The organism is Streptomyces sp. NBC_00984 (genome assembly GCF_045162475.1).
Lineage (GTDB): Bacteria > Actinomycetota > Actinomycetes > Streptomycetales > Streptomycetaceae > Streptomyces.
The window spans coordinates 7,391,645-7,417,195 of sequence record NZ_CP108734.1 but is presented as its reverse complement, the minus strand read 5'-3'; the positions used below and the strand labels follow the sequence as shown (position 1 = coordinate 7,417,195).

General features: G+C 71.5%; 21 protein-coding genes and 1 pseudogene. 4 read left to right on the top strand and 18 right to left on the bottom strand.

The window, feature by feature from the left end; all coding sequences use genetic code 11:
- Positions 1-115: 115 nt before the first annotated feature.
- Positions 116-1,138, top strand: a complete 1,023-nt coding sequence (locus tag OG520_RS33220; protein ID WP_406015555.1) for a terpene cyclase — start codon at positions 116-118, stop codon at positions 1,136-1,138.
- Between the two features lie 96 nt (positions 1,139-1,234).
- Here OG520_RS33220 and OG520_RS33215 read toward each other — a convergent pair whose 3' ends face one another.
- The 4 genes from OG520_RS33215 to fmt all read right to left on the bottom strand — a co-directional run bounded on the left by OG520_RS33215 (position 1,235) and on the right by fmt (position 5,718).
- On the bottom strand, positions 1,235-2,251 hold the full coding sequence (locus OG520_RS33215) for a sugar-binding transcriptional regulator (protein WP_093541023.1): 1,017 nt from the start codon (positions 2,249-2,251) through the stop codon (positions 1,235-1,237).
- Between the two features lie 152 nt (positions 2,252-2,403).
- On the bottom strand, positions 2,404-3,087 hold the full coding sequence (rpe, locus tag OG520_RS33210; protein ID WP_266422017.1) for a ribulose-phosphate 3-epimerase: 684 nt from the start codon (positions 3,085-3,087) through the stop codon (positions 2,404-2,406).
- 191 nt (positions 3,088-3,278) lie between these two features.
- The gene (locus OG520_RS33205) at positions 3,279-4,712 is read right to left on the bottom strand and encodes an RsmB/NOP family class I SAM-dependent RNA methyltransferase (protein ID WP_399332332.1); all 1,434 of its coding nucleotides are present in this window, start codon (positions 4,710-4,712) and stop codon (positions 3,279-3,281) included.
- A 73-nt stretch (positions 4,713-4,785) separates the two neighbouring features.
- Positions 4,786-5,718: a methionyl-tRNA formyltransferase gene (gene fmt / locus OG520_RS33200; RefSeq protein ID WP_399332334.1), complete on the bottom strand. Its 933-nt coding sequence runs from the start codon at positions 5,716-5,718 to the stop codon at positions 4,786-4,788.
- Between the two features lie 229 nt (positions 5,719-5,947).
- Here fmt and OG520_RS33195 point away from each other — a divergent pair, with 229 nt between their 5' ends.
- Positions 5,948-6,496, top strand: coding sequence for a hypothetical protein (locus OG520_RS33195; protein ID WP_266422009.1), 549 nt, complete (start codon positions 5,948-5,950; stop codon positions 6,494-6,496).
- Positions 6,497-6,559: 63 nt separating this feature from the next.
- Here the strand turns inward: OG520_RS33195 and OG520_RS33190 are convergent, their stop codons facing one another.
- The 14 genes from OG520_RS33190 to pyrR form a co-directional block, all read right to left on the bottom strand.
- Positions 6,560-8,704 carry a primosomal protein N' gene (locus OG520_RS33190; RefSeq protein WP_406015554.1) on the bottom strand — a complete coding sequence of 715 codons (2,145 nt, stop codon included), beginning with the start codon at positions 8,702-8,704 and terminating at the stop codon, positions 6,560-6,562.
- A 110-nt stretch (positions 8,705-8,814) separates the two neighbouring features.
- Positions 8,815-10,023: a methionine adenosyltransferase gene (gene metK, locus OG520_RS33185; RefSeq protein WP_266422003.1), complete on the bottom strand. Its 1,209-nt coding sequence runs from the start codon at positions 10,021-10,023 to the stop codon at positions 8,815-8,817.
- Between the two features lie 242 nt (positions 10,024-10,265).
- Positions 10,266-11,468: a bifunctional phosphopantothenoylcysteine decarboxylase/phosphopantothenate--cysteine ligase CoaBC gene (gene coaBC / locus OG520_RS33180; RefSeq protein WP_406015553.1), complete on the bottom strand. Its 1,203-nt coding sequence runs from the start codon at positions 11,466-11,468 to the stop codon at positions 10,266-10,268.
- Positions 11,469-11,600: 132 nt separating this feature from the next.
- Entirely contained in the window at positions 11,601-11,873 is a 273-nt protein-coding gene (gene rpoZ, locus OG520_RS33175; protein ID WP_003970369.1) for a DNA-directed RNA polymerase subunit omega, read from the bottom strand.
- Positions 11,874-11,980: 107 nt separating this feature from the next.
- Positions 11,981-12,598, bottom strand: coding sequence for a guanylate kinase (gene gmk / locus OG520_RS33170; RefSeq protein WP_399332340.1), 618 nt, complete (start codon positions 12,596-12,598; stop codon positions 11,981-11,983).
- A 38-nt stretch (positions 12,599-12,636) separates the two neighbouring features.
- On the bottom strand, positions 12,637-12,960 hold the full coding sequence (locus OG520_RS33165; protein ID WP_014157387.1) for an integration host factor: 324 nt from the start codon (positions 12,958-12,960) through the stop codon (positions 12,637-12,639).
- Positions 12,961-13,204: 244 nt separating this feature from the next.
- Complete coding sequence (gene pyrF, locus OG520_RS33160) at positions 13,205-14,044, bottom strand: orotidine-5'-phosphate decarboxylase (RefSeq protein ID WP_266421996.1); 840 nt, start codon at positions 14,042-14,044, stop codon at positions 13,205-13,207.
- Positions 14,041-15,150, bottom strand: coding sequence for a quinone-dependent dihydroorotate dehydrogenase (locus OG520_RS33155; protein ID WP_406015552.1), 1,110 nt, complete (start codon positions 15,148-15,150; stop codon positions 14,041-14,043). Before OG520_RS33155 ends, pyrF begins: the two co-directional genes overlap by 4 nt.
- Before the next feature lie 56 nt (positions 15,151-15,206).
- A complete protein-coding gene (gene carB, locus OG520_RS33150) occupies positions 15,207-18,515 on the bottom strand; it encodes a carbamoyl-phosphate synthase large subunit (RefSeq protein ID WP_406015551.1) in 3,309 nt (1,102 codons plus the stop codon).
- The gene (gene carA / locus OG520_RS33145) at positions 18,508-19,674 is read right to left on the bottom strand and encodes a glutamine-hydrolyzing carbamoyl-phosphate synthase small subunit (RefSeq protein WP_399332347.1); all 1,167 of its coding nucleotides are present in this window, start codon (positions 19,672-19,674) and stop codon (positions 18,508-18,510) included. The genes carB and carA overlap by 8 nt, the downstream gene beginning before the upstream one ends.
- Positions 19,671-20,249 carry a hypothetical protein gene (locus OG520_RS33140; protein ID WP_406015550.1) on the bottom strand — a complete coding sequence of 193 codons (579 nt, stop codon included), beginning with the start codon at positions 20,247-20,249 and terminating at the stop codon, positions 19,671-19,673. Before OG520_RS33140 ends, carA begins: the two co-directional genes overlap by 4 nt.
- Positions 20,246-21,532 carry a dihydroorotase gene (locus OG520_RS33135; RefSeq protein ID WP_266421981.1) on the bottom strand — a complete coding sequence of 429 codons (1,287 nt, stop codon included), beginning with the start codon at positions 21,530-21,532 and terminating at the stop codon, positions 20,246-20,248. Before OG520_RS33135 ends, OG520_RS33140 begins: the two co-directional genes overlap by 4 nt.
- Before the next feature lie 2 nt (positions 21,533-21,534).
- Positions 21,535-22,521: an aspartate carbamoyltransferase catalytic subunit gene (locus OG520_RS33130; RefSeq protein WP_399332485.1), complete on the bottom strand. Its 987-nt coding sequence runs from the start codon at positions 22,519-22,521 to the stop codon at positions 21,535-21,537.
- Between the two features lie 94 nt (positions 22,522-22,615).
- Positions 22,616-23,200, bottom strand: a complete 585-nt coding sequence (gene pyrR, locus OG520_RS33125) for a bifunctional pyr operon transcriptional regulator/uracil phosphoribosyltransferase PyrR (protein WP_266421978.1) — start codon at positions 23,198-23,200, stop codon at positions 22,616-22,618.
- A 221-nt stretch (positions 23,201-23,421) separates the two neighbouring features.
- On the opposite strand from pyrR, the gene bldD reads away from it, so the two are divergent.
- Together bldD and OG520_RS33115 are read left to right on the top strand one after the other, a co-directional pair.
- Positions 23,422-23,922: a transcriptional regulator BldD gene (bldD, locus tag OG520_RS33120; RefSeq protein WP_014044812.1), complete on the top strand. Its 501-nt coding sequence runs from the start codon at positions 23,422-23,424 to the stop codon at positions 23,920-23,922.
- Between the two features lie 378 nt (positions 23,923-24,300).
- Positions 24,301-25,478 (top strand): annotated as a pseudogene (locus OG520_RS33115) (IS30 family transposase).
- The last annotated feature ends 73 nt before the right edge of the window (positions 25,479-25,551 follow it).

The following is a 25,551-nucleotide window of genomic DNA, read 5'->3' as shown; positions in this document are numbered from 1 at the left end:
GGTCGGGTAGCTTCAAAGCCGCAGGTCCCGTGGGTCTCGTCTACGCCCCGGAGGAACAGCCGGAAGGGTCACAACTTCCGTCACACGTACGACCGGAGAGGATCACGACCCACCCGTGGAGAGCGAACTGCCGGACATCTACTGCCCGTTCCCCCAGCGAACCAACCCGCACGTCGGGCACACCAGGGTCCACCTCGACGAATGGACGCGCAACACCGGTCTGGTGCATCGTGATTCGGCCAGGGACCGCTTCGCGCAGGCAGACTTCGGCTCATTCGTCGGCATGGTGTACCCGACCGCGGACAGCAAGAACCTCGACCTCGTCGCCGACTGGTTCGTATGGCTGTTTCTCGTCGACGACCAGCTCGACGACGGCCATCTCGGCCGCAGCCCGGAGCGGGTGCGGGACGTGGTCGATCTGATGCGGGCCGTGATCGAGGGCGACACCCCGGGCACCCTGCCGGAGGGACAGCTGCCTGCCGCCGTGATCGCCCTGGCGGATCTGTGGGAGCGGACGACGCCGACCGCCGCCGCGCACTGGCGCACCCGGTTCGGCTGGCACCTCACCACGTATCTCACGACGGCCACCACGTGGGAGGCGGGGAACCGGGCCGCCGGTGTGGTGCCGTCCGAGGAGACGTACATCGCCAAGCGCCGCCACACCGGTGCGATACATGTCTGCATGGACCTGATAGAGATCGTCGCCGGGATCGAGGCTCCCGAGTCGATCCACAACGACTCCCGGTTCATCACCGCGCTGGAAGCCTCGTGCAATGTCGTGTGCTGGGCCAACGACGTGTACTCGTACGAGAAGGAACAGGTGCTCGGCGAGATCCACAATCTCGTCCATCTGGTCCGGCACCATCGCGGCTACGGGGAGCGGCGGGCGCTCGAACACGTCTGCGCGGAGATCGCGGCGGAGACGGAGCGCTTCCTCACCGCCGAGGCCGAGCTGCTGGCCGCGTACCCGCAGCTGTCCTGGATGCTCACGCCGTATCTGGAGGGCATGCAGAGCTGGATGCGCGGCAACCTCGACTGGTCGCGGCAGACCCCGCGCTACAACCCGGCCGACGTGAGTCAGTACGAGGAGCCGGAGGAGTACCTGGAGGCGACGGTCCTGGGCGTGGTACGGGACTGAACCGGCGGCCGCCGAACCGCCCGGACGGCGCACGCGCTGTCCGGGCGGTTCGGTGGCCGCCGTCCGCGGGGGCGGCGACGGCCGCCCCCGGACCGCTCAGTCCCCGTCCGGGTCGGCCCGCTCCAGAGCCGGCCGCTGCGGCGCCGCCGACTCGGTCAGCAGATAGTCGGCCGCCGCCGTGTCCGTCACCAGGCTGGTGACGAGCCCGGACCTCAGCACCGCCCCGATCGCCGCGGCCTTGCGCTGACCGCCCGCGATCGCCACCACTTCGGGGATCCGGCGCAGCCGGTCGGCCTCGACCGTGATGCACCGCTCCCCCAGGTCCCGGCCGACCCGCCGCCCCTCGGTGTCGAAGAGGTGCGCCGACATCTCCGCCGCGACGCCGAGCGACGCGTAGTGCGCCCGCTCCTCGTCGCTGAGCATGTCGTGGACGGTCGAGATGCCCGGCTCCCAGGAGCCGATGGAGACCGCCGCGACCGTCACCTTGTCGAAGTAGTCGAAGGCGCGGGCGATACCGGTCTGGTGGCGCAGCGCGGCGGCCGTGGCCGGGTCGGGCAGCAGCATCGGCGCGTAGATGGGGTGGGCCTCGCCGCCGGACACCTGGGCGGCCCGCCGGACCGCCTCGACGGAGCCGCGCTCGGCCGTCCCCGCGTCGTACACCCCGGTGAGCTGCACGACCGTGCACGGCGGCAGCCGGTCGAGCGCCGCGGCCATGTGGATGGTGGACCGGCCCCAGGCCAGACCGAGCACATCGCCCTCGTTCACCAGTTCGCCGAGGAGATCGGCCGCGACCTCGCCCAGGTTCTCCGGGTCCGGTGCGTCGTCCTGCTCCTCGGCCGGGGATTCGACGACGACCGCGTGGCGCAGCCCGTAGCGGGCCCGGAGCGCGTCGGAGCGCTCGGCGTCCAGCTCGGCGGGGACGCGGATCTCGATCCGTACGAGGTCGCGCTCAAGAGCCGTCTCCAGGACCCGGGCCACCTTGAAGCGGCTGACGCCGAACTCCTCGGCGATCTGGATCTTCGACTTTCCCTCGAGGTAGAAGCGGCGGGCCATGGCCGCCGCCTGCACCAGCTCCGCGGGCCCCATCCGCAGGGCGGACCGGCCCGCCGACATTGCAGACACCGCGATCTCCTCACTGCTGTTCACACTCTCGATACGCCGTTCATCCTGTCAGATACGGCGTTCCCTGATCGGTCCCGTCGGACCGAGTTCATCTGCCCTTGGCCCGGCCGACCCGCGATCGGCGGCGGGAGTCGGTGCCGGTGTCAGTGGCCGCACGCCCAGGCGGCCGAGGCGGTGGCCCCGTCGGCCTGGGCGCGCAGGGCCCGCACCGCTTCGGCCGGGTCCGTCGCCCCGTACACCGCCGAACCCGCGACGAAGACATCCGCACCGGCCTCGGCGCACCGCTCGATGGTGGACGCGGAGACGCCGCCGTCGACCTGGAGCCACAGTTCGAGGCCGTGCTTGGAGATCAGCTCACGGGTGCGGCGGATCTTCGGCAGCATGATGTCCAGGAAGGCCTGGCCGCCGAAGCCCGGCTCCACCGTCATGATCAGCAGCATGTCGAGCTCGGGGAGCAGGTCCTCGTACGGCTCGATGGGCGTCGCGGGCTTGAGCGCCATGGAGGCGCGGGCGCCCTTGGCCCGGATCTCCCGCGCCAGCCGTACGGGGGCTGCCGCGGCCTCCGCGTGGAAGGTGACGGAACCGGCGCCGGCCTCGACGTACTGGGGAGCCCAGCGGTCCGGGTCCGCGATCATCAGATGGCAGTCCAGCGGGGTGTCCGTGGCCCGGCTGAGCGATTCGACGATCGGCACGCCGAGGGTCAGATTGGGCACGAAGTGGTTGTCCATCACATCGACGTGGAGCCAGTCGGCGCCTTCGACCGCCTTCGCCTCCTCGGCGAGACGGGCGAAGTCGGCGGACAGGATGCTGGGGTTGATCTGGGCCATGTCCCAAGCCTGCCATGTTCCGCGCCACTTCCCCGCCCCGGCGAGGGCCAAAGCCTCACGGGATCATTACAGTTCGCTCGATCCGGGCGCTCCGGCCGCACGATACGGGCGTTTCGGCCCGTGGCGGGCGCTTCGGGCGGCGTCGGCGGTGCACGGAACCCGCCGGGGCCCCCGAGGCACGTCGGCCCGGTTCAGGCGGTACGCCGCAGCAGGGCCAGGTACATCGCGTCCGTGCCGTGCAGATGCGGCCACAGCTGGACGTCGGGGCCGTCGCCCAGCGCGGGCACGCCCGGCATCAGCGGGCGGGCGTCCACCCACTCGGCATCGACGGGCTGACCGCCCCGTCCCTTGAGCACGTCGTCGACGACGACCCGGGTCTCCGCGAGGTGCGGCGAGCAGGTCGCGTAGCCGACGATGCCGCCGACCCGTACGGCCTTCAACGCCTCGCGCAGCAGGCCGCGCTGGAGCGGCGCGAAGTTCTCCAGGTCCTCCTTGCGGCGCCGCCAGCGCGCCTCCGGGCGGCGGCGCAGGGCGCCGAGGCCCGAGCACGGCACGTCCATCAGGACCCGGTCGAAGCTGCCGTGCCGCCACGGCGGGCGGGTGCCGTCGGCGGTGATCACCTGGTACGGGCCGGGGTTGCCGGCCAGCGCGCGCTCGACGAGACGGGCCCGGTGCGGCTGCTTCTCGGCGGCGAGCAGGGCGGCGCCCCGTTCGGCGGCGAGTGCGGCGAGCAGGGCGGCCTTGCCGCCGGGTCCCGCGCAGCCGTCGAGCCAGCGGGTGTCGCCGCCCTCCACCGGCGCGTTGGCGAGGGCGGCGGCCACCAGCTGGCTGCCCTCGTCCTGGACCCCGGCGCGGCCCTCCTGGACGGCGGTCAGGGCGCCGGGCTCGCCGCCCTCCGCCATCCGCACGGCGTACGGCGACCAGCGGCCCGGCAGGCCGTTCCCCTCGCCGAGGGCGGTGAACAGCTCGTCGGTGGTGGAGCGGCCGGGGCGGGCGACCAGGGTGACCTCGGGCCGCTCGTTGTCCGCTTCGAGGAGGTCCTCGATCCCGGCCCGGCCGCCGCCCAGCGCGTCCCACAGGGCCGAGACGACCCAGCGCGGATGCGAGTGCACGACCGCGAGGTGGTCCTCGGCGTCCTCCTCGTACGACGGGGCCACCCGGGCCACCCAGCCGTCGAGGTCGTCCGCGGTGACCTTGCGCAGCACGGCGTTGACGAACTTGGCCCGCCCCTCGCCGAGCACCACCCGGGCCAGCTCCACGCTGGCGGAGACCGCCGCGTGGGTGGGGATACGGGTGCCGAGGAGCTGGTGCACGCCCATGTTGAGCACGTCCAGGACCGGCGGGTCGACCTCGCGCAGCGGCCGGTCGATGCAGGCCGCGACGATCGCGTCGTACGTCCCCTGGCGGCGCAGCGTGCCGTAGACCAGCTCGGTCGCCAGCGCCGCGTCCCGGTTGTCGAAGTCGCCCTTGGCGCGCGCCTTCTTCAGCAGCGGGGGCAGGACGAGGTTGGCGTACGCGTCCCGTTCGTCGACGGCCCTGAGGGCTTCGAAGGCGAGGAACCGGACCGGGTCCTTCTTGGGGCGGCGATGCGGCTTGGCGGGACGGCGACGCTGCTGGTCGTTCACGTGAAAGGTGCTCCGCTGATGGTGAGAGGACGAACCCTGCCAGCCTACGTCGCCGCCCCGGCCCCGGCGGGACTCAGCTCCCCAGCAGCTCGCCGTGGACGATCCGCACCCCGCGGGCCCAGTCCGCGGCCCGCATCGGCTTCTTGCCCTGCGGCTGGACCCAGAGCAGCTCGACCGCGTGCGATCCGGTGCCCACGTACACGTTGTTCTTGGCGGCCGACAGCTCGCCGGGAGCCAGATCGGCGCGGTCCAGGACGGGCACGGCCTGGATCAGCTTGAGGCGCTCCCCCCGGAACAGCGTCCACGCGCCGGGAGCGGGCGTGCAGCCCCGCACCACGCGGTCGACCCGCAGGGCGGGTGCCGACCACTGCACCTGGGCGTCCTCGACGGTGATCTTCGGTGCGAGGGTGATGCCCTCCGCCGGCTGCGGCACGGCGTGCAGGGTGCCGTCCTCGATGCCGTCCATCGTCGCGGCGAGCAGCCCCGCGCCGGCGAACGCCAGCCGGGTGAGCAGGTCACCGCTGGTGTCGGTGGGGCGCACCTCCTCGGTGAGGACGCCGTACACCGGTCCGGAGTCAAGCCCCTCCTCGATCAGGAAGGTCGACGCGCCGGTCACCTCGTCCCCGGCCATGACCGCGTGCTGCACGGGGGCCGCGCCGCGCCAGGCGGGCAGCAGCGAGAAGTGGAGGTTGACCCAGCCTCGGGCGGGGACGCCGAGCGCCTCCTTGGGAAGGAGCGCCCCGTAGGCGACGACCGGGCAGCAGTCCGGGGCGATCTCGCGGAGCCGGGCGAGAAAGTCCTCGTCGCGCGGCCGGGCGGGCTTCAGCACCTCGATACCGGCCTCCGCGGCGCGCTCGGCGACGGGGCTGGCGACCAGGCGGCGGCCCCGCCCGGCGGGGGCGTCGGGCCGGGTCACCACGGCGGCCACCTCGTGCCGGTCGGAGGCGATCAGGGCGTCCAGGGCGGGTACGGCTACCTCGGGGGTGCCTGCGAAGACGAGCTTCATGGGTGGCTGACTGCCTCTCGGGCCGAAACGTGCGGTGACGAGCAACGCACAATTCTATGGTCCGGGCGGCCGGGGGGCGTACGCATGGCCGTGCGCCCCTTTGAAGGGCGCACGCGCCCCTGAAGCGTGACCAGATCCACAGCTGAGGCGTTGGTCAAGAGAGATTGACCGAAGCGAGCCGCCACGGTGCGGCCCGATCCCTTTCAACGCCGGTTCGAGAGGCTTCTTCATGGCCGACCACGCAACCCACGACGCCCAAGCGAGGGCCAGTCTGCATCTGTTGGTGCGGGACATCGAGCGGGTCCGGCGGCAGGTGGACGCGCTGCGCACGCTCACCGCCCAACTGGGCAACGTCTACCGTCCGCGCCGCTCCGGCCCGTCCACGGGCTTCGTCGTCTACGGCAGGGCCCCGGCCCCCACCGTCAGGCTGGCCCAGGAACTGCGCGACAGCGTCGAGACCCTGGTCACCGCCGCAGTCGACTTCGACCGCTCGCTGGGTTTCTCCTGGGACGCGGTGGGCTCCGCGCTCGGGGTCACCAAGCAGGCCGTGCACCGCCGCTACGGCGCACGCCGCAACGCCCGCCAGCCGGGGCCGGGCGAAACCGGCACGGAGGCCGGGGTGCCGCGCCCCCTGCCGGTCGTGCCCGGCTCCGGCAACGCGCCCGCGCTGCCCGCCGTACCCGCCGCACGCTCCATGCCGCCGCAGCCGTCGGCGGACCGCCCGTCGCTGCGCGAGGACCTGCGCCCCGGCGCCTTCCCCGGCCCACGCAACGGCTGACCACCCCGCCCTCTGCCCCGCCGCGCCCGACGCACGGCGGGGCAGCCTCATCTCCGCTCCCGGTCACCCGATGTCCGGCGGATCCACCCTGATCCGGACCTGCTCGCCGCTCCCCCGGGACATCCGTGCCGCCTGCGCGGCCTTCAACGCGGCCGCCAGCGCCGCCCCGCTGCCCGGAGGCACCCTGAGCAGCGCCCGCTCCCAGGACTCCCCCGGCGGCGCTTCCCCGGGTCTGCGGGGCCTGCCCGGTCCGGTGACCGGCACCGGGACCGGGCCCAGCACCTCGGCCTCCGGCGGCAGCTCGGCCGCCGCGAGGAAGGCGGCCAGCGCCTCCGGCGTGCCGGTCACCGCGGCCATCCGGGACACCGGGGGGAAGCCGAGCTCGGCCCGTTCCGCCAGCTCACGGCGGGCGTGTCCGACCGGGTCCCAGCGCACCAGGGCCTGTACGGGCCGCAGCGTCGGCTCGGCGACGACCACCACCGTGCCGCCCTCCGGCTGCCCGCGCACCAGCGAGGCCGCGGCCGTCCAGCGGCGCAGCGCCTCCTCGCCCGCCCGCAGATCGGGGCGGCCGACCATCGCCCAGCCGTCCAGCAGCAGCGCGGCCGCGTAGCCGCCCTCGGCGACGGGCTCGGCGCCGGGGGTGCTGACGACCAGCGCGGGCACGTCCGGCACCGAATCGAGGATGTGGTCGCGGCCGGACGTCCGCACCGGCACGGCGGGAAACGCCCGGCCCAGTTCCTCGGCCGTCCGGCGGGCGCCGACGATCCGGGCCCGCAGCCGGTTGGAGCCGCAGGCGACGCAGTGCCAGGCGGTCTCGGCCCGCCCGCACCAGGCGCAGTCGAGATCCCGCTGGTCCGGGGCCTGGAGCGGTCCCGCGCAGTGCCGGCACCGGGCGGGCTCGCGGCAGCGCTCGCAGGCCAGCCGCGGCGCGTATCCGCGGCGTGGCACCTGGACCAGGACGGGGCCGCTGCGCAACCCGTCCCGTACCGTCTGCCAGGCCAGGCTGGGCAGCCGCGCGGCCCTCGCGGCGCCGTCCCGCGCCAGCTCCCCGTCGCCGACCGTACGCACCAGGGGCGCCGCGATCCGCAGCTGCTCCCGGTCCGCGCGCAGCGGCAGCGCCCAGCCGCTCTCCACCAGCTGGGCGGCCTCCACCGTGCAGTTCGTACCGCCGAGCAGGAACGCGCAGCGGCCGTGTGCGGCCCGTAGTTCGAGCACCTCGCGGACGTGCGGGAAGGGGGCGTTGTCGTCGCTGTGGCTGGCGTCCCCGTCGTCCCAGACGGCGACCAGGCCGAGATCGGCGACCGGCGCGAACATCGCCGCTCTGGTCCCGACGACGGCCCGCACCGAGCCGCGCCGCACGGCGAGCCACTCCCGGTATCGCTTCTCCGGTCCGGAGTCGGCGGTCAGCAGCGCGTGGCGCCCGGGGCCGAGCAGCTCGGTGAGCGCGGCGTCCACCCGCCCCGCGGCCCGGCCGTCGGGGACGACGACGAGGGCGCCGCGCCCGGACGCGAGGGTCGCGGCCATGGCCCTGGCGATCTCCTCGGGCCAGTGGGGTCCCGGCAGCGCGGTCCAGACGGCCCGGGGCGCACCGCCCTCGGCCAGCGCCCGCAGGAACGCCGGCCCCTGTGCGTACCGCTGCCAGCTCCCCGCCGACGGCACGGGCGGCGGCGGCAGGGGCTCGGGCGAGGGCCTGGACTCGGCCCTGCCGTTCCGGGGCGGCACGGCGAGCTGGAGCACATCGGCGAGGCTGCCCGCGTAACGGTCGGCGACGGCGCGCGCGAGCGCGAGCAGCTCCGGGCCCAGCACCGGTTCGGGCGATACCACGTAGGCGAGCGCCGCGAGGGCGCCCGGGTAGTCCGATTCGGCGCGCCGCTCGACGAGGAAGCCGTCGATCAGCCCGCCGCCCTCGCGCCGGCCGCCGCGCACATTGCGCCCCCCGGCCCCGAAGCGCACCCGCACCCGGACGCCGGGCTGTGCCTCGGCGTCGAGCTCCTCGGGCACCGCGTAGTCGAAGTACTGGTCGAGGTGGAGCACGCCCTTGTTGACCAGCACCCGGGCGACGGGCAGCTCCCCGGCGAGCGCGGCGCCGCGCCAGGTCCGCGGCTTGGCCCGCGGCACCTTGGCCTTGCGCACCGTCTCCCGAATCAGCGCAAGCTGCTCCGGGGCCCCGTCCCCGGGGTCCGCGGACCGCTCGTTGTCGCTGCTCACAGCCACATACCTACCAGACACCACTGACAGCGGCCCCGGTGAGGGGGCACCGGGGCCCGGACACCGCGTGCGATGTCCGGGCCCCGGCGTACAGACGGAAGGCGGCGGTCCTACAGACCGGCCGCCGCGCGCAGCGCGTCCACGCGGTCGGTGCGCTCCCAGGTGAAGTCGGGAAGCTCACGGCCGAAGTGGCCGTAGGCCGCGGTCTGGGCGTAGATCGGGCGGAGCAGGTCGAGGTCGCGGATGATCGCGGCCGGGCGGAGGTCGAAGACCTCGCCGATGGCGTGCTCGATCTTCTCGGTGTCGACGGCGGCGGTACCGAACGTCTCGACGAAGAGCCCGACCGGCTCGGCCTTGCCGATGGCGTACGCGACCTGCACCTCGCAACGGGCGGCGAGGCCCGCGGCGACGACGTTCTTGGCGACCCAGCGCATGGCGTACGCGGCCGAGCGGTCGACCTTCGACGGGTCCTTGCCCGAGAAGGCACCGCCGCCGTGGCGGGCCATGCCGCCGTAGGTGTCGATGATGATCTTGCGGCCGGTCAGACCGGCGTCGCCCATCGGGCCACCGATCTCGAAGCGCCCGGTCGGGTTGACCAGCAGCCGGTAGCCGTCGGTGTCCAGCTTGATGCCGTCCTCGATCAGCTGCGCGAGCACGTGCTCGACGACGAACTCGCGGATGTCGGGCGCGAGCAGCGAGTCGAGGTCGATGTCGCTGGCGTGCTGCGAGGAGACGACGACCGTGTCGAGACGGACGGCCTTGTCGCCGTCGTACTCGATGGTGACCTGGGTCTTGCCGTCGGGGCGCAGGTACGGGATGGTCCCGTTCTTGCGGACCTCGGAGAGCCGGCGGGAGAGCCGGTGCGCGAGGTAGATCGGGAGCGGCATGAGCTCGGGCGTCTCGTCGCAGGCGTAGCCGAACATCAGGCCCTGGTCGCCGGCGCCCTGCTTGTCGAGCTCGTCCTCATCGCCCTCGACCCGCTTCTCGTACGCGGTGTCGACACCCTGCGCGATGTCGGGAGACTGCGCCCCGATGGACACCGAGACACCGCAGGAGGCGCCGTCGAAGCCCTTCTTGGAGGAGTCGTAGCCGATCTCGAGGACCTTGTTGCGTACGAGGGTCGGAATGTCGGCGTAGGCCTTGGTCGTGACCTCACCCGCAACATGCACCAGACCGGTGGTGATCAAGGTCTCGACGGCGACGCGGGACCGGGGGTCCTCGCGGAGCAGCGCGTCGAGAATGGTGTCGCTGATCTGGTCAGCGATCTTGTCGGGGTGACCCTCGGTGACGGACTCCGAGGTGAAGAGACGGCGGGACACATCGCTCCCTGGGGTTGCAGCGGCTGCTGGCTGATCATTTGGCGGACGGCCGGGAGCTGCGCCCGGCATGGTCCGGCCCCAGTTTATCCGTCGCTTTCGTTCGGCGGACAACATGTCTCGCCCTTTGGGAGTTCTGTGACCTGAGGCACGGCCCGCCGACGCGGGCCGATCGCCCTCGGAGCATGCCATTTACGCCCATATTTCAAGGGTTTCGGCCCGGTCATCGGCATGACACAAGAATTTCATCCGAGGCGCGACGACACGAGATCCCAGACCGTGTCGGCGAGTGCCTCCTTGGGCCCGTGGGGCACCTGGGTCTCACCGCCGTCGGCCGCGAGCACGACCGCCTCGTTCTCCTCGGAGCCGAAGGTCCGGCGCTCCCCCACCTCGTTGACGACGAGGAGGTCGCAGCCCTTGCGGCGGAGCTTCTCCCGGCCGTTGGCGAGGACGTCGTCGGTCTCGGCGGCGAATCCGACGACGATCTGCTCCGGCCGGGCGCGTTCGCCGGCCACCTCGGCGAGGATGTCGGGGTTGCGGACGAGCGTGAGGGGCGCGGGCTCCTGGCCGTCCTTCTTCTTGATCTTCCCCGTGGCGTACTCGGCGGGGCGGAAGTCGGCGACCGCCGCCGCCATCACGACCACGTCGGCGTCCGCGGCGGCCTTCAGCACGGCCTCGCGGAGCTGCACCGCGGTCCCCGCGTGCAGGACGTCGGCGCCGGCCGGGTCGGGCAGGCCGGTGTTGGCCTCGATGAGGGTGACCCGGGCGCCGCGGGCGACCGCGGTACGGGCCAGGGCGTAGCCCTGCTTGCCGGAGGAGCGGTTGCCGAGGTAGCGCACCGGGTCCAGCGGCTCGCGCGTACCGCCCGCGCTGATGACCACGTGGCGGCCGGCCAGGTCGGCCTCGACGGGCCCGCGGGCCAGCACCCGGCGGCAGACCTCGAAGATCTCCCCGGGATCGGGCAGCCGGCCCTTGCCGGTGTCGACGCCGGTGAGCCGGCCGACGGCGGGCTCGATGACGACGGCGCCCCGGCGGCGCAGGGTGGCGACGTTCTCCTGGGTGGCGGGGTGCTCCCACATCTCGGTGTGCATGGCGGGCGCGAAGACGACCGGACAGCGGGCGGTGAGGAGCGTGTTGGTGAGCAGGTCGTCGGCGAGACCGTGGGCCGCCCTGGCGAGCATGTCGGCGGTGGCGGGGGCGACGACCACCAGATCGGCGCCCTGCCCGATCCTGACGTGCGGCACCTCGTGGACATCGTCCCAGACCTCGGTGGACACCGGGTGGCCGGAGAGCGCCGACCAGGTGGCCGCGCCCACGAAGTGCAGCGAGGACTCGGTCGGCACGACGCGCACGTCATGACCGGACTCGGTCAGCCGGCGCAGCAGTTCGCACGCCTTGTACGCGGCGATACCCCCGCTGACCCCCAGAACGACCTTCGGCTTGTCCACTGCGTCTCCCCGCACTCGGATACGAACACCCCCATGCTGCCTCACCGCACCCGGTCCGATGCTGTCGCCCCGGACACACCTCAGGCCCGGCAGCCGTGGCCGCCGGGCCTGAGGTGAAGGTGCAATTCCTGCTTACTGCGCGGGGCCCTCGATGGCCTCGGAGGTAAGCAGGCCCGCGTTGATCTCGCGGAGCGCGATCGAGAGCGGCTTCTCGTGCACGTGGGTGTCGACGAGCGGACCGACGTACTCCAGGAGACCCTCGCCGAGCTGCGAGTAGTACGCGTTGATCTGACGGGCGCGCTTGGCGGCGTAGATCACGAGGCTGTACTTCGAGTCGGTGGCCTCGAGGAGCTCATCAATCGGCGGGTTGATGATGCCCTCGGGCGTGGTGATGGAAGAGGACACTCTCTGCCTTCCGAAGGGGGTAAAGATCAAGGAGATCCTTGACGGTGCGGAGTTCCGCGGTGATGTGCGTGCCGACTTCGTCAGCCGTTGTGCGTCAAACTTGTGCGTCAGTCGCTGTCGGCACGGTGGCCGCAAGCCTCCAGCATCAAGGCTAGCAGCTCACGGGCCACATCCTCGACGGAGGTGTTGACCAGCGTCGTGTCGAACTCGGACTCGGCGGCCAGTTCGATCCTGGCGGCGGCGAGCCGGCGCTCGATCACCTCGGGCGCCTCGGTCCCGCGGCCGGTGAGCCGGCGGACCAGCTCGTCCCAGCTCGGCGGGGCCAGGAAGACCAGCTGCGCGTCCGACATCGACTGCCGGACCAGCCGGGCGCCCTGGAGATCGATCTCCAGCAGCACCGGCTCGCCCGCCTCCAGGCGGTCGAGCACGGCGCGGCGGGGCGTGCCGTAGCGGTTGCCCGCGAATTCGGCCCACTCCAGCAGCTCGCCGTTGGCGATCAGCTTGTCGAACTCCTCGTTGTCCACGAAGAAGTAGTGGACACCGTTGCGCTCGCCGGGGCGCGGCTTGCGGGTCGTCGCCGACACCGAGAGCCAGACCTCGGGGTGGACCTTGCGCATATGAGCGACGACCGTGCTCTTGCCGACCCCGGAAGGGCCGGAGAGCACGGTCAGCCGCGGACGTACGTCCGGGGGTACGGGGGACGTCCCCCGGGATGTTGCAGCCATGGAGCGATTATCCAGGTTCTCAGGAGTGCCTGAGAACGTCAGGCGGCGCTGCCGCCGAACTCACGCTCCAGGGATGCGATCTGGTTGGAGCCGAGACCCCGGACCCGGCGGCTCTCGGAGATGCCGAGCCGCTCCATGATCTGCTTGGCGCGGACCTTGCCCACGCCCGGCAGGGACTCCAGGAGGGCGGAGACCTTCATCTTGCCGATGACGTCGTTCTCCTGGCCCTGCTTGATGACCTCGTGGAGGGAGGCGCCGGAGTGCTTGAGTCGATTCTTGACCTCGGCCCGCTCCCGGCGAGCCGCGGCGGCCTTTTCGAGCGCGGCTGCGCGCTGTTCAGGGGTAAGGGGCGGAAGAGCCACGCCTACGTCACCTCGGATGTCGATCTGTCGGATACGGACCGGTGAGGAAGCTGAACGCTCCCCACCAGGTGAGCGACGGACAACTTGTGTACGTCGGCTCTCGACGGAGACTAGCGGCCAAGGCCGCCCGAGTCAGCGAGAACCAACGAAAAGTCCTGGTCAGCCTTGGCCGACCAGGACATTTCAGGCATAACTACCGAGTTTTTTGGTCAGGAAAGAGTCAACACCCCGTTACGTGGCATAGTCACCTACCCGCCACGGCTGCCCGGATCTCGTCCGTGAGCCGCTCGGCGGCCTCCCGCAGCCCTGCCATGTCCGGCCCCTGGCTCAGGACGCCGCGGCTCACGCTGGGCACCACATTGCCCACCGAGGCGCCGAACACACCGGGCAGGTCCGCGGGTGTCGCGCCCTGCGCCCCGATCCCGGGAGCGAGCAGCGGGCCGTTGATCGCCAGGTTCGCCCCCGCGTCCCCGAGCGTGGCTCCGACCACCGCGCCGACGGAGCCGAGCGGGGTCATGCCCTCGTTCTCGGCGGCCATGTGGTCGAGCATGAGCTGGGCCAGCGATCGGCCGTCGGCGGCGGTGGCTCGCTGCACCTCGGCGCCCTCCGGGTTGGAGGTGAGGGCGAGCACGAAGACGCCCGCGCCGGAGAGGACCGCCGCGTCGAGCGCCGGGCGCAGCGAGCCGAAGCCGAGGTACGGCGAGACGGTGACCGCGTCCGAGAACAGCGGCGAGTCCTTCTCCAGGTAGGTCGCCGCGTAGGCGCCCATGGTGGAGCCGATGTCCCCGCGCTTGGCGTCCATCAGCACCAGCGTGCCGGCCGCCCGCGCCTCCTCGACCGCCTTCTCCAGGACGGCGATGCCGCGGGAGCCGAAGCGCTCGAAGAACGCGGACTGCGGCTTGAGCACGGCGACCCGGTCGGCCAGTGCCTCGACGACCGTACGCGTGAAGCGTTCGAGCCCGGCGACGTCGTCGTTCAGGCCCCAGGCGGTGAGCAGCGAGGCGTGCGGGTCGATGCCGACGCACAGCGGCCCTCGGGTGTCCATGGCGCGGCGCAGGCGCGCGCCGAACGGTTCGGGGCTCATGCGGTGGCCTTCCTGGTTTCTGCGCCGACGGCTTCGGCGAGGGTGAGGTACGGGGAGGCGGCCAGGCGTGCGGCCAGGCCCTTGTGGATCGCGCGGGCGTAGAACGGCCCCTCGTAGATGAAGGCGCTGTAGCCCTGGACGAGCGTGGCGCCCGCGAGGATGCGCTGCCAGGCGTCCTCGGCGTTCTCGATGCCGCCGACGCCGACCAGGGTGATCCGGTCGCCCACCCGCGCGTAGAGGCGACTCAGGACCTCCAGGGAGCGTGCCTTGAGGGGCGCTCCGGAGAGCCCGCCGGTCTCCCCGGTCAGGGACGGCGCGGACTTCAGGCCGAGGCTGTCGCGGGCGATGGTGGTGTTGGTCGCGATGATGCCGTCCAGACCCAGCTCGACCGCGAGATCGGCGACTGCGTCGACGTCCTCGTCCGCGAGGTCCGGCGCGATCTTGACGAGCAGCGGGACCCGCCGCCCGGTGACGGTCCGGTCGGCCGCCTCGCGCACGGCGCCGAGCAGGGGCCGCAGCGCCTCGGTGGCCTGGAGGTTGCGCAGCCCCGGGGTGTTGGGCGAGGAGACGTTGACGACCAGGTAGTCGGCGTGGGCGGCGAGGCGCTCGGTGGACTTCACGTAGTCGCCGGCCGCTTCGGCCTCCGGCACGACCTTCGTCTTGCCGATGTTGACGCCGACCGTGGTCCGGAAGACCGGCCTGCGGGCGGCCAGCCGCGCGGCAACGGCCGCGGAGCCCTCGTTGTTGAAGCCCATGCGGTTGATCAGCGCGCGGTCCGCGACGAGGCGGAAGAGGCGCTTCCTGGGGTTGCCGGGCTGCGGCTCGCCGGTGACCGTACCGATCTCGATGTGGTCGAAGCCGAGCATCGACATGCCGTCGATCGCGACGGCGTTCTTGTCGAAACCGGCGGCGAGGCCGAAGGGGCCGTGCATCCGCAGGCCGAGGGCCTCGGTGCGCAGCTCCTTGTACCGGGGCGCAAGCACGGCGGCGACGAAGGTGCGCAGTACGGGGATGCGGGCGGCGAGGCGGATCCACCGGAAGGCCAGATGGTGGGCCTGCTCCGGGTCCATCCGCTTGAAGACCAGCCGGAAGAAGAACTTGTACATCGGGAGTGTCCTCACAGAGAGGGGGACACCGTTTCCGGTGTCCCCCTGCCGGTCTGCTAGTCGCGGGCCGCGGTCAGATGTTCCGCGTGTTCCTGGAGGGACCTGACGCCGACGCCTCCGTGGGTGAGCGCGTCGATGCCCTGGACGGCGGCGGCGAGCGCCTGGACCGTCGTCAGGCACGGCACCGACCGGGCCACGGCCGCGGTGCGGATCTCGTAGCCGTCGAGGCGGCCGCCCGTTCCGTACGGCGTGTTGACGATGAGGTCGACCTCGCCGTCGTGGATCAGCTGGACGATGGTCCTCTCGCCCTGCGGGCCCACGCCCTCGGACTGCTTGCGCACGACGCGAGCGTTGATGCCGTTGCGCTTGAGGACCTCGGCGGTGCCGGAGGTGGCGAGCAGCTCGAAGCCATGGGCGACGAGTTCGCGCGCCGGGAAGATCATCGAGCGCTTGTCGCGGTTGGCGACCGAGATGAAGGCGCGGCCCTTGGTGGGCAGCGGCCCGTAGGCGCCGGCCTGCGACTTGGCGTACGCCGTGCCGAAGACCGAGTCGATGCCCATGACCTCGCCGGTGGAGCGCATCTCCGGGCCGAGGACGGTGTCGACGCCGCGGCCGTGGATGTCGCGGAAGCGCGACCACGGCATGACGGCCTCCTTGACGGAGATCGGCGCGTCCATCGGGAGGGTGCCGCCGTCGCCGTTCGCCGGGAGCAGGCCCTCCGCGCGCAGCTCGGCGACGGTCGCGCCCAGCGAGATGCGGGCGGCGGCCTTGGCGAGCGGGACCGCGGTCGCCTTCGAGGTGAAGGGGACGGTGCGCGAGGCGCGCGGGTTGGCCTCCAGGACGTAGAGGATGTCGCCGGAGAGCGCGAACTGGATGTTGATCAGCCCGCGTACGCCGACGCCCTTGGCGATGCCCTCGGTGGAGGCCCGCAGCCGCTTGATGTCGTGGCCGCCGAGCGTGATCGGGGGCAGCGCGCAGGCGGAGTCGCCGGAGTGGATGCCGGCTTCCTCGATGTGCTCCATCACGCCGCCGAGGTAGAGCTCGGTGCCGTCGTAGAGCGCGTCGACGTCGATCTCGATCGCGTCGTCGAGGAAGCGGTCGACCAGGACCGGCCGGGTGGGGCTGATCTCGGTGGACTCGGCGATGTACGAGGAGAGCCGCGTCTCGTCGTACACGATCTCCATGCCGCGGCCGCCGAGCACGTAGCTGGGGCGTACGAGGACGGGGTAGCCGATCTCGTCGGCGATGGCCTTGGCCTCGTCGAAGGTGGTGGCCGTGCCGTGCTTCGGGGCCGGGAGCCCGGCCTCGGCCAGGACGCGGCCGAAGGCGCCGCGGTCCTCGGCGGCGTGGATGGCCTCCGGGGACGTGCCGACGACCGGCACGCCGTTGTCCTTGAGCGCCTGCGACAGGCCCAGCGGGGTCTGGCCGCCGAGCTGGACGATGACGCCGGCGACCGGACCGGCCAGGGTCTCCGCGTGCACGATCTCCAGCACGTCCTCGAGCGTCAGCGGCTCGAAGTACAGGCGGTCGGAGGTGTCGTAGTCGGTGGAGACGGTCTCCGGGTTGCAGTTGACCATCACGGTCTCGTAGCCCGCGTCGCTCAGCGCGAAGGAGGCGTGGACGCAGGAGTAGTCGAACTCGATGCCCTGGCCGATGCGGTTGGGGCCGGAGCCGAGGATGATCACCGCGGGCCTGGTGCGGGTCGCGACCTCGCTCTCCTCGTCGTAACTGGAGTAGAAGTACGGCGTCTTCGCGGCGAACTCGGCGGCGCAGGTGTCGACCGTCTTGTAGACCGGGCGGATACCGAGCGCGTGCCGCACCTCGCGCACGACGTCCTCGCGCAGGCTGCGGATGTCGGCGATCTGCGCGTCGGAGAAGCCGTGCCGCTTGGCCTCGGCGAGCAGCTCGGGGCCGAGCTTGTCGGCGGCGGCGAGCTCGTCGGCGATCTCCTTGATCAGGAAGAGCTGGTCGACGAACCAGGGGTCGATCTTCGTGGCGTCGAAGACCTCTTCCTGGGTGGCACCGGCCCGGATCGCCTGCATGACGGTGTTGATCCGGCCGTCGGTCGGGCGGACCGCCTCGGCCAGCAGCTCGGCCTTGTCGCCGGGCTCACCGGTGAAGGAGAACTGCGAGCCCTTCTTCTCCAGCGAGCGCAGCGCCTTCTGGAGCGCCTCGGTGAAGTTCCGGCCGATCGCCATGGCCTCGCCCACCGACTTCATGGTGGTGGTGAGGGTGGAGTCGGCGGAGGGGAACTTCTCGAAGGCGAACCGAGGGGCCTTGACGACGACGTAGTCGAGGGTCGGCTCGAAGGAGGCCGGGGTCTTCTCGGTGATGTCGTTGGGGATCTCGTCGAGCGTGTAGCCGACGGCCAGCTTGGCGGCGATCTTGGCGATCGGGAAGCCGGTGGCCTTCGAGGCGAGCGCCGAGGAGCGGGAGACGCGCGGGTTCATCTCGATCACGATGACCCTGCCGTCGGCCGGGTCGATGGCGAACTGGATGTTGCAGCCGCCGGTGTCGACGCCGACCTCGCGGATGATCGCGATGCCGATGTCGCGCAGCCGCTGGTACTCGCGGTCGGTGAGCGTCATCGCCGGGGCGACGGTGATCGAGTCGCCCGTGTGGACGCCCATCGGGTCGAAGTTCTCGATGGAGCAGACGACCACGACGTTGTCGTTCTTGTCGCGCATCAGCTCCAGCTCGTACTCCTTCCAGCCGAGGATGGACTCCTCAAGGAGCACCTCGGTGGTGGGCGAGAGCGTGAGGCCCTGTCCGGCGATCCGGCGCAGCTCGTCCTCGTCGTGCGCGAAGCCGGAGCCGGCGCCGCCCATGGTGAAGGACGGGCGGACGACGACGGGGTAGCCGCCGAGGGTGTCGACGCCCTTGATGACGTCGTCCATGGAGTGGCAGATGACCGAGCGGGCGGACTCGCCGTAGCCGATCTTCGCCTTGACGGCCTCGACGACGCCCTTGAAGAGGTCGCGGTCCTCGCCCTTGTTGATGGCCTCGACGTTGGCGCCGATGAGCTCGACACCGTACTTCTCCAGGACACCGTTCTCGTGCATGGAGATCGCGGTGTTGAGCGCGGTCTGGCCGCCCAGGGTCGGGAGCAGCGCGTCGGGGCGCTCCTTGGCGATGATCTTCTCGACGAACTCGGGGGTGATCGGCTCGACGTACGTGGCGTCGGCGATCTCCGGGTCGGTCATGATCGTCGCCGGGTTGGAGTTCACCAGGATGACGCGCAGGCCCTCGGCCTTGAGTACGCGGCAGGCCTGGGTTCCGGAGTAGTCGAACTCGGCGGCCTGGCCGATGACGATCGGGCCGGAGCCGATGACCAGGACGGACTGGATATCGGAGCGCTTAGGCACGCTGGCCCTCCATCAGGGAGACGAAACGGTCGAAGAGGTACGCGGCGTCGTGCGGGCCCGCGGCTGCTTCGGGGTGGTACTGGACGCTGAAGGCCGGCTGGTCGAGGAGCTGGAGCCCCTCGACGACCTGGTCGTTCAGGCAGACGTGGGAGACCTCGGCGCGGCCGAACTTCGTCTCGGACACCTTGTCGAGCGGGGCGTCGACGGCGAAGCCGTGGTTGTGCGCGGTGACCTCGACCTTGCCGGTCGTTCGGTCCTGCACGGGCTGGTTGATGCCGCGGTGGCCGTACTTCAGCTTGTAGGTACCGAAGCCGAGGGCGCGGCCCAGGATCTGGTTGCCGAAGCAGATGCCGAAGAGCGGGGTCTTCCGCTCCAGGACGCCCTGCATGACGGAGACCGGGTGGTCGGCGGTGGCCGGGTCGCCGGGGCCGTTGGAGAAGAACACGCCGTCGGGCTCGACCGCGTACACCTCCTCCAGGGTGGCGGAGGCGGGCAGCACGTGCACCTCGATGCCGCGCTCGGCCATCCGGTGCGGGGTCATGCCCTTGATGCCGAGGTCGATCGCGGCGACGGTGAACTTCTTGGTGCCGATCGCGGGGACGACGTACGTCTCCTTGGTGGCGACCTCGGCGGAGAGGTCGGCGCCCACCATCTCGGGGGCCTGCTGGACGCGGGCCAGCAGCGTGGCCTCGTCGGCGACTCCCGCGGCGGAGACGCTGTCCAGCGCAGGACCGGAGAAGATGCCGACGCGCATGGCGCCGCGCTCGCGCAGGTGGCGGGTGAGCGCGCGGGTGTCGATGCCGCTGATGCCGACGACGCCCTGGCGTTCCAGCTCCTCGTCCAGCGAGCGCCGGGAGCGCCAGTTGGAGGGCACCCGGGCGGGGTCGCGGACGACGTAACCGGAGACCCAGATCCGTCCGGACTCGGGGTCCTCGTCGTTCACCCCGGTGTTCCCGACGTGCGGGGCGGTCATCACGACGACCTGGCGGTGGTACGAGGGGTCGGTCAGCGTCTCCTGGTAGCCGGTCATGCCGGTGGAGAAAACCGCCTCGCCGAAGGTCTCCCCCACGGCCCCGTAGGCGCGGCCGCGGAAGGCGCGGCCGTCCTCCAGGACGAGTACGGCGGGAGCCTTGGCGGCTCCCCGGGTGGAGATCGTCATCGTGCGGTGCCTTCCGTAGTGCTGGTGAGTTGGTTGATGGCCTCGACCCAGGCCGGGTGCTCGGCCGAGCGGTCGGAGCGGAAGCCGGAGTCGATCAGCTTGTCGCCGTGCGCCCAGGTGATGATCAGCAGGCCGCCCTCGGGGAGGACCTTGCCGGCGATGCCCTTGTCCAGCCGGGCCTCGCGCAGTGCGGCGGCCGGCACGAAGAAGTCGGCCGCCCCGGGGCGTACGACGTCGAGGCCCTCACCGGTCAGGGTGAGCTCGACGCGGCTGCGGGTGCCGAGGCCGTGGGCGACGATCCGGTCGAGCCACTGACCGGCGGTGGTCGAGGCGTGGTACCGGCCGGTCAGCGTGAGCAGCTTCTCGCCGTCCGCGAACCCTTCGGGGGTGGAGTCGAGTTCCGGCAGGTCGGACTGGAGGCTGCCCCGCCACTTCCATCCCTGGCGCATCAGCCAGTAGACGAAGGCGATCAGGACGAGCAGTCCGACGACCCAGCTGATCCGGGCGGACCAGTCGGTCACCTCGGCCGACTTCTGCTCGGCAGCGAGCTGGTACAGGGGGATGAGTGATGTCACGCGAGCTTCCCGTCGACGACCGTTGCACGGCCCCGCAGGAAGGTGTGGGTGACTCGGCCCGGCAGCTCGCGCCCCTCGTACGGAGTGTTGCGGCTGCGGGAGGCGAAGCCCGCGGGGTCCACGACACCACGGTAAGCCGGATCGACCAGGGTGAGGTTGGCGGGTTCGCCCGCCGAGACCGGCCGGCCGTGTCCGTCGAGGCGGCCGATGGCGGCCGGGCGGAACGACATCCGGTCGGCGACCCCCGCCCAGTCGATCAGTCCGGTGTCGACCATCGTCTGCTGGACCACGGACAGAGCGGTCTCCAGGCCCACCATGCCCATGGCGGCGGCGGCCCACTCGCAGTCCTTGTCCTCGTGCGGGTGCGGGGCGTGGTCGGTGGCGACGCAGTCGATGGTGCCGTCGGCCAGCGCCTCGCGCAGGGCCATGACGTCGGCCTCGGTGCGCAGCGGCGGGTTCACCTTGTAGACCGGGTCGTAGGACCGTACGAGCTCGTCGGTGAGGAGCAGGTGGTGCGGGGTGACCTCGGCGGTGACGCTCCAGCCCTTGGACTTGGCCCAGCGGACGATCTCGACGGAACCGGCGGTCGACAGGTGGCAGATGTGCACCCGGGAGCCGACGTGGGCGGCGAGCAGGACGTCGCGGGCGATGATCGACTCCTCGGCGACGGCGGGCCAGCCGCCGAGACCGAGTTCGGCGGAGACGACGCCCTCGTTCATCTGGGCGCCCTCGGTGAGGCGGGGCTCCTGGGCGTGCTGGGCGACGACGCCGTCGAAGGCCTTCACGTACTCCAGCGCGCGGCGCATGATCACCGCGTCGTCGACGCACTTGCCGTCGTCGGAGAAGACCTTCACTCCGGCGGCCGAATCGTGCATGGCGCCGAGCTCGGCGAGCTTCTTGCCTTCCAGGCCGACCGTGACGGCGCCGATCGGCTGCACGTCGCAGTAGCCGGACTCCTTGCCGAGCCGCCAGACCTGCTCCACGACACCGGCGGTGTCGGCGACCGGGAAGGTGTTGGCCATGGCGTGGACGGCGGTGAAGCCGCCGACGGCCGCCGCCTTCGTCCCGGTGAGGACGGTCTCGGAGTCCTCGCGGCCGGGCTCGCGCAGGTGGGTGTGGAGGTCGACCAGGCCGGGCAGCAGGATCCGGCCCTCGGCCTCGACGACGGTCGCGTCACCGGCGTCGAGGCCGGTGCCGACCGCGGCGATGGTCTCGCCGTCGATGAGGACGTCCTGGGGTTCGCCGCCGAGGATCTTCGCGCCGCGGATAAGGATCTTGCTCATGGTTACTTGTTCTCCTCGGTACGGGACGGGGCGGCGGGGGCGGCGGATTCGTACCCGCCCAGCAACAGGTACAGGACGGCCATGCGGATCGAGACGCCGTTGGCGACCTGCTCGACGGCCGTGCACCGGTCGGAGTCGGCGACCTCGGCGGTGATCTCCATGCCGCGCACCATCGGGCCGGGGTGCATGACGATGGCGTGGCCGGGCATCTTCGCCATCCGGTCGCCGTCCAGGCCGTAGCGGCGGGAGTACTCGCGCTCGGTCGGGAAGTACGCGGCGTTCATCCGTTCACGCTGCACACGCAGCATCATCACCGCGTCGGACTTCGGCAGCACCTCGTCGAGGCCGTAGCTGATCTCGCAGGGCCACTGCTCGACGCCGACCGGGACGAGGGTCGGCGGGGCCACGAGGGTGACGTGGGCGCCGAGCGTCTTCAGCAGGTGGACGTTGGAGCGGGCGACCCGGCTGTGCAGGATGTCGCCGACGATCGTGATCCGTCGTCCTTCCAGGTCCCGGCCGAGCCCGGCATCGGCCCCGACCAGCCTGCGGCGCATGGTGAAGGCGTCCAGGAGGGCCTGGGTGGGGTGCTCGTGGGTGCCGTCACCGGCGTTGACCACGGCGCCGTCGATCCAGCCGGAGGTGGCGAGGCGGTACGGGGCGCCGGAGGCGCCGTGCCGGATGACGACGGCGTCGGCGCCCATCGCCTCCAGGGTCAGCGCGGTGTCCTTGAGCGACTCGCCCTTGGAGACGGACGAGCCCTTCGCGGAGAAGTTGATGACGTCGGCGGACAGGCGCTTGGCGGCGGCCTCGAAGGAGATGCGGGTACGCGTCGAGTCCTCGAAGAAGAGGTTGACGACGGTACGGCCGCGCAGGGTGGGGAGCTTCTTGATCGGCCGGTCCGCGACCCTGGCCATCTCCTCGGCGGTGTCGAGGATCAGGACGGCGTCGTCGCGGGTGAGATCGGCGGCCGAGATGAGGTGGCGCTTCATCTGGGTGTTCTCCGGGTGGCTGGAGGGTTCAGGCATGCGGGCGTGCGGAAGCGGCCGTACGGGCTCGCGTCGGGGCCGTACGGGTGTGGTACGGCTACTGCTCGCCCGCCGGGGCGGTCCGCTCGACACCGAGCAGCACGGCGTCCCGGCCGTCCTCCTCGGCGAGCTGGACCTTGACCGTCTCCCGCAGCGACGTGGGGAGGTTCTTGCCGACGTAGTCGGCACGGATCGGGAGTTCGCGGTGACCGCGGTCGACGAGGACCGCGAGCTGCACCGCGCGGGGCCGGCCGATGTCGCCCAGGGCGTCGAGCGCGGCACGGATGGTGCGTCCCGAGAAGAGGACGTCGTCGACGAGGACGACCAGGCGGCCCTCGATGCCCTCGCCGGGGATCTCGGTGCGGGCCAGGGCGCGCGCCGGGCGCAGCCGCAGGTCGTCGCGGTACATGGTGATGTCGAGGGAGCCGACCGGCATCTTCCCGCCGGTGATCTCTTCGAGTTTCTCGGCGAGCCGACGGGCGAGGAACACGCCTCGCGTCGGAATGCCGAGAAGCACCACGTCGTCGGCGCCCTTGGCGCGTTCGACGATCTCGTGGGCGATCCGGGTCAGTACCCGGGCGATGTCGGGAGCCTCCAGAACGGGGCGTGCCGCATTGCCGGGGGCTTCGTGCTGTGCGTCCATAAGAAACGGACCTCCTTCTCCGCCTCACGGGACGGACCTTAAAGGACGTCGAAATTGCGTCATCCACGTTACCAGGGCTTGCGTCGGCCCCTGATCGCACCCCCGGGTGGTGCCGGTCCGGACCATTCGGCTTGACGCATCCAAGTAACGCTGCGTAACCTCACAGTGAGTTACCAGCAACGCGGCGGAGCCGCGAAATGTCCCAGCGTCCGGGGAGCCTTATGTCCAGCGAATACGCAAAACAGCTCGGGGCCAAACTCCGTGCCATCCGCACCCAGCAGGGCCTCTCCCTCCATGGCGTGGAGGAGAAGTCCCAGGGCCGCTGGAAGGCCGTTGTCGTCGGTTCGTACGAGCGCGGCGACCGTGCCGTGACCGTGCAGCGCCTCGCTGAGCTCGCGGACTTCTACGGAGTCCCGGTGCAGGAGCTGCTGCCCGGTACGACGCCCGGAGGGGCTGCCGAGCCGCCGCCGAAGCTGGTCCTGGACCTGGAGCGTCTCGCCCACGTCCCGCCGGAGAAGGCCGGTCCGCTGCAGCGCTACGCGGCGACGATCCAGAGCCAGCGCGGTGACTACAACGGCAAGGTGCTCTCGATCCGCCAGGACGACCTGCGCACACTGGCCGTGATCTACGACCAGTCGCCTTCCGTGCTCACGGAGCAGCTGATCAGCTGGGGTGTGCTGGACGCGGACGCGCGTCGCGCCGTGGCCCACGAAGAGGGCTGACGCCCCACTGAAGAAACGTACCGCCGTGTCGGCGCGGGTTCACTCCTTCGGGTGCCCGCGTCGGCACGGCTTTTTCGTGCGCGACAGTCCGCCGCACGCCGAAGGGCCCACGGTCGGCCGGGCGGGTTCTAGCGATCCCCGCAACACCCTGGATTTCAGGGAGTTGCGGGGATCGTGGATTTTGAGGAGTTGAAGGCGCGGTTCTTCGAGGCGCTGGACCGGGAGAACGGGAGTGTCTCGGGTGCTGCTCGGGCGGTTGGGGTGAGCCGACACACGGCGGCGGGCTGGGCGCGGAAGGCCGGCGTCCGTGGTCGTGGGAAGACGGGCACCAGTGGGCATCCGGGGCGGGCGGAGTGCGACCGGCTTCGCGCGTCGGGGGTGCGACGACGGGATGCCGCGGCGCAGGTCGGGGTCCACGAGCGCACAGCCAAGGACTGGGACCGCGGGATCCGGAAGATCGGCAACGCGCGCCTGCACCCCGATGGGCGAGGGATCGACTACACAACGGGCATGACCAGCACCGTCGCCGTCACGTCGGCGCCCTCTCTTGCGGCAGTCGAAGCCGAGCTGCACCCACGGTTCCTGACGGTGGCCGAGCGGGAGTTGATCGCCGACATGCGTCGTGAGGGCCGCTCACTGCGGGCGATCGGACGGGCACCGGGCCGGCCGGCATCCACCGTCAAACGTGAGATCGATGCCCGTTGCGTCGAGGGCGTCTATCAGCCCCACCGGGCACAGCGGGCCTGGGCGAAGAGCCGGGCACGCCCCAAGCAGTCCAAGCTCGCCCACGACGGTCCGCTGCGCGAGTACGTCGCGGGCAGACTGCAGCAGCAGTGGTCACCCGAGCAGATCTGTCACGCTCTGGTCATGGAGTTCCCCGACGACGAGGGTATGCGGGTGAGTCCGGAGACGGTCTACCAGGCGATCTATGTCCAGGCCCGTGGCGGGCTGCGGCGCGAGATCGCACTCGCGCTGCGCACCGGGCGCACCCGCCGCAAGCCACACCGTGGCCCGGAGCAGCGCACTCGCCGGTTCGTCGACGAGATGGTGATGATCTCCGAGCGGCCTGCCGAGGTCGAGGACCGGGCGGTGCCCGGCCACTGGGAGGGCGATCTGATCGTCGGCCCCCGCAGCGAGAGCGCGATCGTGACGTTGGTCGAGCGTTCCACCCGCTACGTCATGCTCGGGCATCTGCCCGGCGGACACACCGCCGAGGAGGTCCGTGACGTGCTGGTGCCCTTGATCCAGACCCTGCCCGCGCACCTGCGCGGCTCGCTGACCTGGGACCAGGGCTGCGAGATGGCCGCGCACAAGCAGTTCACCGTCGCCACGGGAGTACCGGTCTACTTCTGCGATCCGCACTCCCCTGGCAGCGCGGATCGAACGAGAACACCAACGGTCTGCTGCGGCAGTACTTCCCCAAGAGCACCGACCTGTCCGTGCACAGCGCCGCAGACCTCGAACACGTCGCTCAGCAACTCAACGGCCGACCACGCAAAACGCTCGGCTGGAGAACCCCAGCCGAGCGCCTGCGTGATCTACTGACGACCGCATAGGCCATCAGGTGTTGCGAGGACCCCGAGAATCCGCCCCGACCGTGGGCCCTTCGTTGGCTGAACGCCGCCGGAG